The sequence below is a fragment of the Amycolatopsis sp. NBC_01480 genome, assembly GCF_036227205.1.
GTDB lineage: Bacteria > Actinomycetota > Actinomycetes > Mycobacteriales > Pseudonocardiaceae > Amycolatopsis.
Genome location: NZ_CP109442.1, coordinates 2,740,956 through 2,754,765, shown reverse-complemented (window position 1 = coordinate 2,754,765; position 13,810 = coordinate 2,740,956). Strand labels below are relative to the sequence as shown.

The following is a 13,810-nucleotide window of genomic DNA, read 5'->3' as shown; positions in this document are numbered from 1 at the left end:
CGGGGGCGGCCGGGAGGCGCAATCGGTGGGAAGTGCGGGAGTCGCATCAGAATCCCCGCTGACGGCATCGAGGATCCGCTGCGGGGAGTCGCCGTGTCGGGGACGGGCGAGGGCGCGGCAGGCGCGAGTGGCGCGGAGTGCGGGACTGGCATCAGGCCCCCTTCGCCGAGCGCGTCGAGGATCCGCTGCCGAGAGCCTGCTCGAGGCGCCCCAATGCCACATTGGGTGCGTTGAGCGCACCCAATGTGGCGTTGGTTGCGTTGAGCGCACCGAACGCCACATTGGGGCGCTTGGACCCACCAGGTCGGGGACGGGCGAAGAGGCCTGGCGACAGGTCGACCGGCACAAGCAGCGCCGAGCGCGGGAACGGCATCAGGACCCCTCAAGGGAACGGGCTCGGGTCACCAGGCTCAGCTGAACAGGGCCGTGGCCACGATCGGCCGGATGCGGTCGGCGTGGCCGCCCGCGGCCATGCGGAGCAGGCCGGCCAGGTCGGAGGTCGCGTCGCCGAGGACGCGGGCGTCCACGTCGCGGGCGGCGAGGGCGGCTTCCCAGCGGGCGGCGAGCTCGCGGGCCGGCGCGGAGATGCCGAAGGGCGTCGACTCGAGGCGGGCTTCGGCGAAGCGGCCGGCGGCCTGGTCGGCGTCGGCCGCGGCCTTGTCCAGTGCGTCGGCTGCCGAGGTCAGCCGTTCGCTCGTCGAACCTGGCATGGGACTCCCCTCCCTGGGCGCCGCTCCCGACGAGCGGCCGGTCACGAGGGGCGGGCCCCCATCCGTCACCCCGTAGGGGGAGATCTAACCCCATCACATCCTGTGTGGTCACCCGGCCAGGCGATGGCCGATTCCACATCGTGAGGCAGCTTGACCCTGTGACCGGCGCGTGACGATCATCGGGTCATGCCAGCGACCCGGGACCACCCGCTCGCCGGTCGGGCCCCGGCCCGGTCGGCCGGCGAGGGCGTCACGGCCCTGCTGCTGCGCCGCGGCCGCCTCGGCTCCCCGCCCGCGTAGGCGAATTTCCGCTCAGCCAAGCCGAATTCTCCTACCCCGGGGGCGTCACGTGTCGATCGACCTGCCCGCCCGCCTCCGTTCCGTCACGGTGCCCGACGACGGCATCGTCGAGGGTCCGCGCACCCTGCGCCGCCGGCCCGAAGGGGTCGGGGACCGGCCGTACGAGCTGTTCCGGCTGCGGCCACTCGGCCGGGTGATCGGGGCGGAAATCGCGGGTGTCGACCTCGGAGCGTCATTGACCCCCGCGCTGCGCGCCGAGCTGAACCGCGCGCTGCTGGAGTGGAAGGTGCTGTTCTTCCGCGACCAGCGCATCACGTCCGCGCAGCAGCGTGCGTTCGCCGCGAACTGGGGCGAGCTGGAGACCAACCCGTTCATCGAACGCGGCGAGACCGACGAGGTCGTCCGGTTCACCCGCAGCGCCGGCATGCCGGGTTACGAGAACATCTGGCACACCGACGTCACGTGGCGCCCGAACCCGGCGCTGGGCTCCGTGCTTCGCCTGGTCGAGGTCCCGCCGGTCGGCGGCGACACGATGTGGGCCGACATGGGCGCGGCCTACGACAACCTGCCGGCCGACGTCCGCGAGCGCGTGGACGGCCTCACCGCCGTGCACGACTTCATCCCCGGCTTCGACCGCTTCACCGACCCCGACCTGCTGGCCCGGTGGCAGGAGCGGTTCCCGCCGGTCGAGCACCCGGTGGTCCGCACCCACCCGGAGACCGGGCGGCGCACGCTGTTCGTGAACCAGTCCTTCACCACGCACATCGTCGGCCTGGACCGGGCGGAGAGCGACCGGCTGCTGCGGTACCTCTTCCTCCAGGCGCACACGCCGGAGTTCCAGGTCCGCTTCCGCTGGGAACGGGATTCGGTGGCGTTCTGGGACAACCGCGCCACCCAGCACTACGCGGTCAACGATTACCACCCGCACGTCCGCGTGGCCGAGCGCGTCGCGATCGTCGGGGACGAGCCGTTCTGAGCCCGACGGCCTAGCCTGGACCCATGACTGAACCGAAGGCCGTGGTCAGCGGTTTCCTGCAGGCGCTCGAAGAACTCGACATCGACCGCGCGCTGAGCTGCGCGGCCGTCGACATCACGTACCAGAACGTGCCGCTCCCGCCCGCGCGCGGGCTGACGGCCGTGGAGAAGCAGCTGCGCACGATGGCCCGGTTCGGCTCGGGCTTCGAGGCGCGCACCCACCACATCGCCGCGGACGGCGACGTCGTGCTCACCGAGCGCACCGACGTGCTGCGCAAGGGCTCGTGGGAAGCGGAATTCTGGGTGTGCGGCACCTTCGAGGTCCGCGACGGCCGCATTGTGCTGTGGCGCGACTACTTCGACTGGACGACGGTGCTCGCGGCCAGCGCGAAGGGCGCGGGCAAGGCGGCGATCGCCGGCGCGCGCACGCTCATCGGGAAATACCGTCCGGTGAACGAAATCCGCAGCTGAGAACAAAATGCCGGCCGTGCCGGTCCGAAGTGGACGGACCGGGCACGGCCGAGCCCCCGGGGCGAGTCAAGGCGCCGCGGTCGCGGGGTGGAACCGGAATTCCCGCGCCCGCGGCGTTTCCCGAGCCGGCGCCCGGACACGCAAGCCGAGCACGATCAACCCCCATGTGATCGTGTCGCCTCCCCCCGTGCCGGGCGGCCGGTGAGCGCCGGGGCGGTCCGGTCGAGAGTGGTCTGGGCCACTTTCCGGCCGCTCGAAAGTAAGGTACCTCCGCTGTGACCCGACCGCGCCTAAGCTTGACCTGCATTTAAGGCAGATGGGCCGGATGGGTGACGAACCGGCGAAACGCCGCTTAGCGCTCGAAGATCGGACCGCGGACCAGGTGTTGAACGGTCTCGGCTGGCTTGGCGCGGCGCGTGCGCGAGCAGGGTTCACGACGGACCCGTCGTCGCCCGTCGGTCAGGGGCTTTCAGTGTCTCGGCGCGCTCAACCCCGCCACCGAGCCGATCCCGTCGCGCACGACGATCCGCGTTGACCGGGCAGCCGACAGCGTCACGACGTGGCGCAGCGCCTCGTCCGCCGCCTCACCGGCCAGGGGCGCGCACGTGTTGTCCTCGCCGCGGCGCACCGGAATCAGCTCGAGCCGCGGCTCGGCGCCGAGCACGCAGCCCGCCATCAGCCCGTCGAGGTGCCGGCCGCGCATGGCCGGCCAGTCGAAGACCAGATTTCCCAGGCTGTAAAGGATTCCGCGGCCGCGGTACACCTCGACCGCCTGCACGGTGTGCGGGCCGTGGCCCACGACGAGGTCGGCCCCCGCGTCGATCAGCGCGTGCGCGTACGCGACCTGGTACTCGGTGAGGTCGTCGCCGGGCAGTCCCCAGTGCATCGAGACGACCACGTGGTCGGCCGCGGCCTTGCCGCGGTGGACGTCGGCGACCACGCGCTCCAGGTGCTCCGGCACCGGGGTGGTGCGGACGATCGGCGGCCGGCCCGGGACGTCCAGCACCCGCTCGTCCGGCTGGTACGAGGTCAGCGCGCCCGCCACCGCGACGCCCGGCGAGTCCGCCTTCGCCGCCTGCCCGACCGGCCAGCAGAGCGAGGTGTACGCCAGGAACGCGACCTTGCGGCCGGACCGTTCGAGGATCGCGGGCGTGTGCGCGCCGGTCAGGTTCACGCCCGCGCCGCAGTGCGCGATGCCGGCCTGGTCGAGCACGGCCAGGCTCGCCAGCGCGGCCGACGGTGGGAAAGTCACGTTGTTGGCGCACGAAACGACGTCGATTCCCGCAGTGGTCAGCGCGACGGCCATTTCCGGGGGTGAATGCCGCCAGTTCGGCTTGTGCGGGATGTCCAGGCTGCCGTGCCCGACGGCCGAGCCGGACAGCGGCCCTTCGAGGTTGACGAAGCGCAGGTCGGCCCCCTTGAGCAGCGGGGAAAGCGCGTCGAACGCTCGCGCCGGCTCGGTTCGGCCCTGGAGGTTGACGTCGCCGCCGAGAACAAGAGTGATCACCGAGTCAACCCGTCCAAAGGAGGAATTCCCTCACGCTCGTTACGAATTGTTGCCTTATCGTCTTCCTCCTCTTCGCTTGTTCGGGGGACGATGCCTCGACCGTTCAGTTGCAGAGGGGACTCAGGGTGACCATATCCCGCCGCCCGGCCGTCAGAAGAGCCACGTTGTCCGTGGCGGTAGTAACGGGTGTTGTGCTGGGCGGCGTCGCCGCCCCGGCCGCGCTCGCCGCGCCCAGCGCGGACGCGGTCATCGCCGAGGTCTACGGCGGTGGCGGCAACTCGGGGGCCACGCTCACCAACGACTTCGTCGAGCTCGGGAACCGTGGGGGCACGGCGTTCCCGCTCGATGGCTACAGCGTGCAGTACCTGCCCGGCTCGGCGTCGCCGACCAGCACGTGGCAGGTCACCAACCTGGCCGGCAGTGTCGGCGCCGGCGCGCGTTACCTGGTCGCCGAGGGCAAGGGCGCCGGCGGCACGGTCGCGCTGCCGACGCCGGACGCCACCGGCACGATTCAGATGTCCGCGACCGCGGGCACGGTCGCGCTGGTCAACGGCACCACGGCGCTGACCTGCAAGACCTCCGCCGATTGCGCGGCCGACCCGCGGGTCAAGGACCTGGTGGGCTTCGGCGCCGCGACCGTCCGCGAGGGCAGCCCGACGGTGGCCCCGGCGAACGGGACGTCCGCTTCGCGCGCCGCCTCGCTCGCCGACACCGACGACAACAGCGCCGACTTCACCGTCGGCGACGCGACGGCCACCAACTCCAAGGGCGAGACCGCCGGTGGCGGCGGCGACCCGGGCCAGCCGCCGGTGGCCGCGAAGATCCACGACATCCAGGGGTTCACGCGGATCTCACCGTTCAAGGACAAGAAGGTCGGCGACGTCACCGGCATCGTCACGGCGGTCCGCGCCTTCGGCTCGTCGCGCGGCTTCTGGATGACCGACCCGAACCCGGACAGCGACCCACGCACCAGCGAGGGCCTGTTCGTGTTCACCGGCTCGACCACGCCCGCCGTGGCGGTCGGCGACGCGATCACCGCGTCCGGCACGGTCAAGGAGTTCTACCCGGACGCCCCGGCGACGTCGACCTACCAGTCGCTGACCGAGCTGAGCAGTGCACAGTGGACGGTCGGCTCGCACGCGAACCCGCTGCCCGCCCCGACCGTCATCACGCCGGACCAGGTGCCGGACGTGCTGGCGCCGAACGCCGGCGGGAACATCGAGCCGCTGCCGCTGGAACCGGCCAAGTACTCGCTGGACTTCTGGGAGTCGCACGAGAGCGAGATCGTCAGCATCTCGGACGCGCGGGTCGTCGGCCCGAGCAACAGCTACGACGAGCTGTACGTGACCACGAAGCCGCAGCAGAACCCGACGCCGCGCGGCGGCACGGTCTACCCGTCGTACGACAAGATCAACACGGGCGTGCTGAAGGTCCAGTCGATCATCCCGTTCGGCCAGCAGCCGTTCCCGAAGGTCAACACCGGCGACGTGCTCACCGGCGTCACCTCGGGCCCGGTCGAGTACAGCAGCTTCGGCGGCTACACGCTGTTCGCGTCGCAGCTCGGCGCGGCGAAGGACAACAAGCTGCAGAAGGAGGTCACGCGGCGGCAGCGCCCGGGTGAGCTCGCGGTGGCGACGTACAACGTGGAGAACCTCGCGCCGTCCGACCCGGACACGAAGTTCGCGCAGCTGGCGCACGGCATCGTCGACAACCTGGCGGCGCCGGACGTGGTGAACCTGGAGGAGATCCAGGACAACGACGGCGCGACGGACGACGGCGTGGTCGCCTCCGACGCGACGCTCAAGAAGTTCACCGACGCGATCGTCGCGGCGGGCGGCCCGGCCTACCAGGCGCGTGAGATCGACCCGGTCAACGACGCCGACGGCGGCCAGCCGGGCGGGAACATCCGCGTGGGCTTCCTGTTCAACCCGGCGCGGGTGTCCTTTGTGGATCGGCCGGGCGGCAGCGCGCTGTCCTCGGTGGACGTCGTGCAGGACCACGGCAAGGCGCACCTGACCCAGTCCCCGGGCCGGGTGGACCCGACCAACGAGGCCTGGACCGACAGCCGCAAGCCGCTGGCCGGCGAGTTCGTCTTCCAGGGCCGCACGGTGTTCATCATCGCCAACCACTTCAACTCGAAGGGCGGCGACCAGCCGACGCACGGCCGTTACCAGCCGCCGACGCGCAGTTCGGAAGTCCAGCGCCAGAAGCAGGCCACAGTGCTGCAGGCTTTTGTGGGCAAGCTGCTGACCGCTGACCCCGGCGCCAACGTCGTGGTGGCCGGCGACCTGAACGACTACCAGTTCTCACCGGCGCTGGCGAAGCTGACTTCGGGCGGGTATCTGAAGGACCTGATCTCGACGCTGCCGGCCGCGGAGCGGTACAGCTACGTGTTCGAGGGCCAGTCTCAGGTCCTGGACCACATCCTGGCTTCGGCCGCTTTGCGCGGGGTGGACTACGACGTGGTCCACATCAACGCGGAGTTCGCGGACCAGGCCAGCGATCATGATCCGCAGGTCGTCCGGTTCCGGCCTTCCACGGGGAACAAGCTGGCCGATTACGGGTACGACTTGCTGGATTATCTGGACCAGTTGCTGGGGCGGACTGCACCTCGTAAGTAGGGAACGGCTCGTGAGTGTTTATGACGGTTCTAACCGTCATAAACACTCACGAGCCCTCAGCGCTTCGCCCGCCACCCCAGCCCCAGCACTGCCTGCACCAACTCCTGATAACTCGGCTTGACCTCTTCCAAGTACCGCTCCAAATACTGCGGCCGAGCCGTCGCAACTGCCTGCGGCTCCTCCGAAGAGTCCACAAAGGTCAGCCGTGAAACGTTGTGCAGGGCCATCTTCCACCACCGCGAAGCGCGTTCCGCCGCCTTCTCCTCGCGTTCGGTGGCGGCGGCGACGGCGGCGTGGGCCTCGGCGAGCTGGCGTTCGATCTCGTCGGCGCGGGCGAGTTCCCAGGCGCGCAGGTTTTCCGCCGAGCCGCGGGCCATGCCCACGACCTCCTTGTAACGCATGGCCGCGCCGGGGTTTTCGCCGGTCATGGGGTGCCTCCCGCGGGGTCGAGGTCGGGGCGCTGGAACGGGATGATGACCTCCGGCGCGCTGTGCGTCGTGCGGTCGAAGAACAGGGTGCGGCCCGGGCGCGGGGACCAGTGCACGACCAGGCCCGCGGCGAACGGCGAAAGCTCGTTGCCCTGCACGTCCAGGGCCGCCCAGGCGCCGATGTCGTCCGTGCCGCCGAAGCCCAGGGTGTCCTTGAGCCGCGCGATGCTGCGCCACCAGCCGATGGTGTGCACGCCGTGGCCGGGGCCTTGCTTCAGCACCGCGCGCAGGTGGTCCAGGCCGCTCTTCGGCTGACCGACGGCCTTTGCCTCCAGGGCCGGGAGCGCAGCGTCCACTCCGTACAGCAGCAGTACTTTCGTGGCGACATCCGAAGTGGACATCGACTCCGTGACCGACGCCAGTGTGGCCGGCAGGTCGTCCGCGAGGGTGGCGACGTGGCCTTCGGCGCGTAGCCGCTCCGTCAGCTCCAGCACTGCGGGCGCGCAGGCGTCGATGGGGCAGCTCAGCACGAACTCCACCTCGCCGACGTCGAACTGGCGGGCGAGCGAACGCGCGGCCGAGTCCATGATGGACAGTGCCTCCGCCGTCGCGCCGCCCAGTACCGCGACGTTGCGGCCCGGCGCCCGCGGCAGCTCCACTCCGCAGGCCGCCTCCGTGACGTCGATGGACTGGCCCAGCAGCGCGCGCGGCTTCGAACCCGGCTTGAGCTCGGTGTACGCCGGGAACTGCTCCAGCACCGGCGAGTGCGCGCCGTCGAACAGGCGCGGGCGCGGGAACCGCCCGGAGTACAGCTCCCACAGCTGGTGCTGCAGGTTCACGAACACGTTGCGGCTGCTGGAATCCGGCACGTGCGCGAGCATGTTGCCGTGCGCGACGCCGGAGTCGTGGTTGATCACCGCGTGCCACTTGGGCGCCGAAACCGCCGCGTTGTTCGTCTCTGCCAGCACGCGCCGCGCCTTCGGCATCGCGATGCGCAGCGTGCACTGCTCGAACACGGCCGGCTTGCCCCAGAACGCCTCGATGCCCGCGACGTCCTGGCTCGCCAGCACCAGGTGGATGCCCTGCGAACGGCCGCGCCGCGCGATGTCCTCGAGCAGCTGCGTGGCCTGCGCGGTCACCTGGTCGCGGCCCGCGAACAGGTACTGGAACTCGTCGATCACGGCCACGATCCGCGGCCAGTGCCCGCCCGGGTCCTGCTCGCGCAGGTCGGCCAGGTTGGTCACCTCGTGCTCCTTGGCCGCGGCCGAGCGCCGGCGCAGCTCGTCGGCCAGGAAGCGCAGCAGCGCCAGGCCGAACTCGCGGTCGGTGTTCACGTTGACGCCGACCAGCTTCGCGTGCGGCAGCCAGCTGGCGTCCTTGCGGCCGGGCGCCAGGCCCGCGAACGAGACGCCCTCCTTGAAGTCCAGCAGGTACAGCGCCAGCTCGTCGGGGGTGTAGCGCGCGGCCAGGCTGCCCAGCAGCGCGTACAGGAAGTTGGTCTTGCCGGACCCGCTCGGCCCGCCGATCAGGGCGTGCGGGCTGGCGTCGCCGATCACGACCTCCACGCTCTCGCCCTCGTAGAACCCGACGGACGCGCGCAGCTCCCGCGCCGAACTCTCCTGGCCCAGCTCCGTCGGCAGCAGGTCCGCGAACGCGCGCGGTCCGCCCTGCTTCTCGATCAGCGCCTCCGCGATCCGTCCCGCCGCGCGGATCACCTGGCCTGACGGGAGCGCCGGGTCCAGGTCCACGACCAGGTCGCTGCCCGTCATGCTGCTGACCGCGCGCCGTTCGTCGAGCAGGCTCAGCGTTTCGATCGACGCGCTGACGGCCGTCGGCACGTCCACCAGGATCAGGCAGATCCCGGCGGCGAGCGCACCGCTGGCCACGCGCTTGAGGTCACGCGCGCGCTCGGGCTCGAGCGTCTCGCCGTTGCCGTACAGCACCGCGATCCGGTACGGCTCCACGCGCTGCCCGGTCGCCTTTCGCAGCTCCCGCAACGACGTGTGCCCGGCCTGCATGCCCGTCGCGTGGATGCGGCGGATGTGGCCGGCCAGCTCGTCGAGCAGGTCTTCCAGGCGCGTCGGGTCGTACAGCGACAACGCGCTGGTGCGGCTGAGCGGGTACAGGTCGGGCAGGATCGCGGTGAGCTGCCCGACGTCCCACAGGTGCACCTTGACCGCGCCCGGCTCGAACGCGGACAGCACCCGCATCAGCAGGTTCTGCACGATCCCGTCGACGACCGGCCGCGTCTTGGGCGCCGACGTGATGGCCAGGTGCGACTCGTCCAGCAGCGGGACGGCGACGTCGAAGGTGCGGGAGATGTCGCGTCCCGCCGCCGTCGCCGAGCCGACCCGCCAGAGCCCGGGGCCGGTCACGCCGGGGTTGGTGCCCACGCGGCCGAGCCATTCGCCGGGCGGGCGCCCGGCGGGGCCCGGCGCGTTCGCGGCGACCAGTTCGCGCAGGGTGTTGGGCCCCGTGCTCCAGTCGGTGTAGAACGCGTTGCGGACCCCGCCGAGCGACGCGAACACCTCGTGCGCGGCCGGATGCCGCGCCCATTCGGTCTGCTGCTCGGCGTCGGCGTGGTTCATGCCGATCCGGACGATCTCCTGCTCCAGCATCAGCCGGGACAGCTCGGCCTCGGCCATCTCCCGCGCGCCCGCGGCCGCGCCGAGGACGAGCCCGATCTGGTGGCGGACCCGCTCCAGCGCGGTCTGCACGCGGTTGCGCTGCTCGCTTGCCTTGTTAGCCATCGGTTTCGCTCATGACGCGGTCGTCCCTACAGGCGTGACTGGTATCCGCTCACCAGGTCGTCGGCGGCGGCTAAACGGGTGAGGAGGTGGTCGATTCCCTCGTCGGCCATCGCCAGTTGCCGCGGCAGCCACGGATCGGCTTTCGCCTGCGCGTCGACGAGTGCCTGGCGGGCGTCGCCGAGCAGGTTCTTCGCCCGCTCGGCGTAGGCCCGCCCGTCGGTGAGGCCCGCTTGCACGGCGGTCAGCAGCTGGTGAATCTCGGCGAGTCCCGACATGGTGGGCTAGAGGCGGGCCGAGTAGGAGTCGGCCGAGGAGATCCCGGCCTGGATGGTGCTTTGCATCCCGCTTATCCCGTTCAGGGCTTCGGACAGCAGGCCGTGGGCCTGGTTCACCTCGTGCTGACTGCTGCCCTGGGTCGCCTGCGAAAGCGACAGCTGCGCTTCTTCGAGAGCTTGCGCGGCCTGCTGAAGTGCGGCAATGCTCGCGGAAGCCTTCTCGTTCGCGAGCGCGATACCAGCGCGGATCTCTTCCACTCCGGCCATGTGGGCGGACTCCTCGGGACGTCGGGGGCTGGAACGACCACATACAAACTTAGCGTGATCAGGTGTTTTCGGTAAGTAAGTGAGAACAGGAGAATCGACAAGGCCCCGGACGTGGTGACGTCCGGGGCCTCGGCGGGCGGCGGCGGACCGGGTCCGAAAACGGTCATCCCGACCCCGCGTGCCAGCCTGCCTACCTGCGTGTATCGAGATGTCCGCGCTCTGCCGCGCCCAGGTCAAGCCGGTATTCGTGACACCGAAGAACCTCTCCGAGCGGGTACGAACAAGTCTGTCGCGAAGCCTAGCGGGTGCCTGCGGATAGCCGAGTCCTGGCCCGTCCGGACGCCACGAATTCGGCTATCGATCTTTTCCGAACGCCCTTTTCCGCATGCGCGGGACGCGATGTGTCGACTCCGCGGAGGAGTGCTGGGGCCTGGTCGACGGGTCGGTGATCCGACTGCTCGGAGCAACGACCAGAGCGTCGGCATGTCGCTCTGCTTGCTTGCCGCAGCGGACGCCGGAAGCCTTGTCATACCTGAATATGGCGACCGGGCGTTGAAGCTGGACCTGAATGTCCGCGCGCAAGGTTCAAGTCCGCCCGGCTTCACCTGAATTGAGACTAGAACTGAGACCAAGACGCGAAACGCCGGGCGTCCCGAAACGGGGCACCCGGCGTTTCGCCTGGTTACTGCGGCGGAGGATACAGGATTCGAACCTGCGAGGGCGTGAACCCAACACGCTTTCCAAGCGTGCGCCTTAGGCCGCTCGGCCAATCCTCCGTGGAGAAGGGTACCGGATGGGGTGTTGACGCTCGGAAGGTGGTCCAGCCCAGGGCGACTTGATGCAGCGGATGACGCTTCCGCCACGCTCAGTGCAGCGGAAGCGTCATCCACTGCGTTCGGGCCGCCGGGTCCGGGCGGGGCTACTCGGCCGGGAGGACGTCCGCGACGACGATGGTGATGTTGTCCGGGCCGCCGCCTTCGTTGGCCAGGGCGATCAGGGCCGGGACTGCTTCGGCGGGGGCGCCGGCTTCCAGGACGTCTCGGATGGACGGCTCGTCGGCGCCGGCGGTGAGGCCGTCGGAGCAGAGCAGGTAGCGGTCGCCGGGCTGGGGGGTGAACGTCCAGACGTCCGGTTCGCCCGAGCCGGTGCTCAGGAGGGCCTTCATGAGCAGCGAGCGGCGCGGGTGGTCGGCCGCGTCGGCCTGCGAGATGCGGCCGTCTTCGACCAGGGCCTGGACGAGGGTGTGGTCGTGGGTCAGCCGGTGGAGGTCGCCGTCGCGCAGGAGGTAGCCACGGGAGTCGCCGATGTGGGCGGCGGCGAACTGGGTGCCGTCGAACAGCAGGGCGGTCAGGGTGGTGCCCATGCCGTGGGTGGCCGGGTCGGCCTCCGCGACCTCGGAGAGCCGCTGGTTGATGCGCCGCACGCCGTCGGCGAGGGTGGCGCCGAGGTCGAGCGAGGCCAGGTCGAGCGGGTCCAGTTCCGTGTCCAGGCTCGCGAGCACCCCGACCGCCGTCGCACTGGCCACTTCACCGTGGGGCTGACCACCGATACCGTCGGCCACGGCAAGCAGGCGGCCGCTGGCGTAGACGGAATCTTCGTTGATCCGGCGTCGTCGCCCGGTGTCGGAGCCCGCGGCGTACCGCAGGGCGAACCGGGACTGCTCGTTAACCATGGCTCCATGAAACCATTGGTTGATTGAGTTAACAAGCAAAATGATGGAAACCTCAGTCATCGGCTATGGTGCTGGCCATGGAAGACGACGCGGCAGTCAGCGCCGCTGACATCGCCCGGCTGGCGGGTGTGCGCCGGGCCGCGGTGAGCAACTGGCGACGTCGCCACGGCGACTTCCCGCGCCCGGTGGGCGGCACCGCTTCCAGCCCGCTGTTCTCCCTGCCCGAGATCCAGGCCTGGTTACGCGGCCGCGGCCGCCCGTTCGAGCTGGCCCCGATCGACCGCGCGTGGCAGCAGCTGCGCGCCCTCGGCGACGACCTCGAACTGGGGGCACGGGTCGCCGCTGCCGGAGCGTACCTGGCGCACCCCGTGCCGCGGGCCGGCGACGACCCCGATCTGCGCGCGATGCTGACCCGGCTGGCCGTGGACAAGGGCGCGGCGTGGACGTTCGAGCAGCTGTGCGAGCGCTACTTCGAGGCCCACTCCCGCCGTCTCTCGCCGACACCGCCCGAGTACGCCGACCTGATGGTCCGGCTCACCGGCGCGAGGGGGACCACTGTGCTCGACCCCGCGTGCGGCTTCGGCTCCCTGCTGCTTGCCAGCGGCGCGAAGAGCGCGCGCGGTCAGGACAGCGACGCCACCACCGCGAAGATCGCCGCGCTGCGGCTGAAGCTGCGAGAGATCGACACCGAGGTCCACGCCGCCGACGCGCTTCGCGAGGACGCCTTCGACGGCCAGGAGGCCGACGTCGTGCTGTGCGACCCGCCGTTCAACGAACGCGCGTGGGGTCAGGAAGAGCTGCTCGGCGACGCGCGCTGGGAGTACGGCCTGCCGCCGCGCGGCGAGTCCGAGCTGGCGTGGGTCCAGCATTGCCTGGCGCACGCGAAGCCGGGCGGCGCCGTCGCGATCCTGATGCCGGGCGCCGCCGCGGGACGACGCAGCGGCAAGCGGATCCGCGCGAACCTGCTGCGGGCCGGCGCACTGCGCGCGGTGGTCACCCTCGCGTCCGGCGGCCCCGACCTGTGGCTGCTCACGCGCCCGGTGCCCGGCGAGCGCCCGCCCGGCACCGCGCTGATCGCCGAGGCCGAAGTCGCCGAGGTCGAACCGCTGTGGCGCGCGTACGTCGAGCGACCGGAGGCCGTCGGCGAGCGGATCATCGACCTGCTCGACGACGACGTTGACCTCACCCCCGCCCTGCGCCGTACCGCACGCGAGGACTCGGGCCAGGCTTTCCTTGCCGCACAACAGCTTTTCGACAACGCCGGGCTACGGCTCCCGCCGCTGGAGCCGGCCGCCGAAGAACTGGCGTACACCACCGTCGGGGAGCTGGTGAAGTCCGGCGCGCTCCAGGTGTGGCACGCCCCGCCGCGCCCCGCCGACGGGGACGAGCCCCTGCTCACCGCCGATGACGTGCTGGCCGGCGGCCCGCCCACCGGCCGCGCGGCGCCCGACGAGGCGGCCGTGACGGCGCAGGAGGGTGACGTCGTCGCGTCCGTGACCGGCGCCGTCGGTGTCCACAGTGGACCACCGGTCCGGCTCGGCCCGTCGCTTTCGCTCTACCGCGTGGATCCCCGGCGGCTCGACGCCGAGTTCCTGGCCGGCTGCCTGCGCGCCGCCGACTTCCCCGTGCACAGCGCCTCCACCCGCATCGACGCGCGCCGGCTCAAGGTGCCGCGATACCCGCTGGAGACACAACGGGCGTACGGGGCCGCGTTCCGCGCGCTCGCGGAGTTCGACCGGGCCCTGCGGACGACGGCGGAAATCGGCCGTGACCTGGTCCGGCTAGGCTTTGCCGCGCTCGCCGAAGGACGGCTGCGGCCCGGTGCCGGGTGAGC

The 13,810-nt window shown here is 71.0% G+C and carries 11 protein-coding genes and 1 tRNA gene; 4 read left to right on the top strand and 8 right to left on the bottom strand.

What is annotated here, in order from left to right; genetic code table 11:
• Nucleotides 1-410 precede the first annotated feature (410 nt).
• Nucleotides 411-710: a hypothetical protein gene (locus OG371_RS13075; RefSeq protein ID WP_329068922.1), complete on the bottom strand. Its 300-nt coding sequence runs from the start codon at nucleotides 708-710 to the stop codon at nucleotides 411-413.
• Between the two features lie 349 nt (nucleotides 711-1,059).
• Between OG371_RS13075 and OG371_RS13070 the strand changes: the two genes are divergently transcribed.
• Complete coding sequence (locus tag OG371_RS13070; protein ID WP_329068920.1) at nucleotides 1,060-1,986, top strand: TauD/TfdA dioxygenase family protein; 927 nt, start codon at nucleotides 1,060-1,062, stop codon at nucleotides 1,984-1,986.
• Nucleotides 1,987-2,009: 23 nt separating this feature from the next.
• Complete coding sequence (locus OG371_RS13065; protein ID WP_329068918.1) at nucleotides 2,010-2,456, top strand: limonene-1,2-epoxide hydrolase family protein; 447 nt, start codon at nucleotides 2,010-2,012, stop codon at nucleotides 2,454-2,456.
• 469 nt (nucleotides 2,457-2,925) lie between these two features.
• On the opposite strand, the gene OG371_RS13060 is transcribed toward OG371_RS13065, so the two are convergent.
• On the bottom strand, nucleotides 2,926-3,963 hold the full coding sequence (locus OG371_RS13060) for a CapA family protein (RefSeq protein ID WP_329068916.1): 1,038 nt from the start codon (nucleotides 3,961-3,963) through the stop codon (nucleotides 2,926-2,928).
• 170 nt (nucleotides 3,964-4,133) lie between these two features.
• Between OG371_RS13060 and OG371_RS13055 the strand changes: the two genes are divergently transcribed.
• Nucleotides 4,134-6,584 (top strand): endonuclease/exonuclease/phosphatase family protein, encoded by a 2,451-nt coding sequence (locus OG371_RS13055; RefSeq protein WP_329068914.1) that lies wholly within the window; start codon nucleotides 4,134-4,136, stop codon nucleotides 6,582-6,584.
• A 56-nt stretch (nucleotides 6,585-6,640) separates the two neighbouring features.
• On the opposite strand, the gene OG371_RS13050 is transcribed toward OG371_RS13055, so the two are convergent.
• From OG371_RS13050 to OG371_RS13025, 6 genes are all read right to left on the bottom strand, one after another.
• The gene (locus OG371_RS13050) at nucleotides 6,641-7,012 is read right to left on the bottom strand and encodes a hypothetical protein (RefSeq protein WP_329068912.1); all 372 of its coding nucleotides are present in this window, start codon (nucleotides 7,010-7,012) and stop codon (nucleotides 6,641-6,643) included.
• Nucleotides 7,009-9,762 (bottom strand): FtsK/SpoIIIE domain-containing protein, encoded by a 2,754-nt coding sequence (locus OG371_RS13045; protein WP_329068910.1) that lies wholly within the window; start codon nucleotides 9,760-9,762, stop codon nucleotides 7,009-7,011. Before OG371_RS13045 ends, OG371_RS13050 begins: the two co-directional genes overlap by 4 nt.
• Nucleotides 9,763-9,788: 26 nt before the next feature.
• The gene (locus OG371_RS13040; RefSeq protein WP_329068908.1) at nucleotides 9,789-10,037 is read right to left on the bottom strand and encodes a hypothetical protein; all 249 of its coding nucleotides are present in this window, start codon (nucleotides 10,035-10,037) and stop codon (nucleotides 9,789-9,791) included.
• A gap of 6 nt (nucleotides 10,038-10,043) precedes the next feature.
• A complete protein-coding gene (locus OG371_RS13035) occupies nucleotides 10,044-10,304 on the bottom strand; it encodes a hypothetical protein (protein WP_091627155.1) in 261 nt (86 codons plus the stop codon).
• 691 nt (nucleotides 10,305-10,995) lie between these two features.
• Nucleotides 10,996-11,080 (bottom strand) — tRNA-Ser (locus OG371_RS13030).
• 143 nt (nucleotides 11,081-11,223) lie between these two features.
• Nucleotides 11,224-11,976, bottom strand: a complete 753-nt coding sequence (locus OG371_RS13025) for a PP2C family protein-serine/threonine phosphatase (protein ID WP_329068904.1) — start codon at nucleotides 11,974-11,976, stop codon at nucleotides 11,224-11,226.
• Between the two features lie 77 nt (nucleotides 11,977-12,053).
• Here OG371_RS13025 and OG371_RS13020 point away from each other — a divergent pair, with 77 nt between their 5' ends.
• Nucleotides 12,054-13,808: an N-6 DNA methylase gene (locus OG371_RS13020; RefSeq protein ID WP_329068902.1), complete on the top strand. Its 1,755-nt coding sequence runs from the start codon at nucleotides 12,054-12,056 to the stop codon at nucleotides 13,806-13,808.
• Nucleotides 13,809-13,810: the final 2 nt, after the last annotated feature.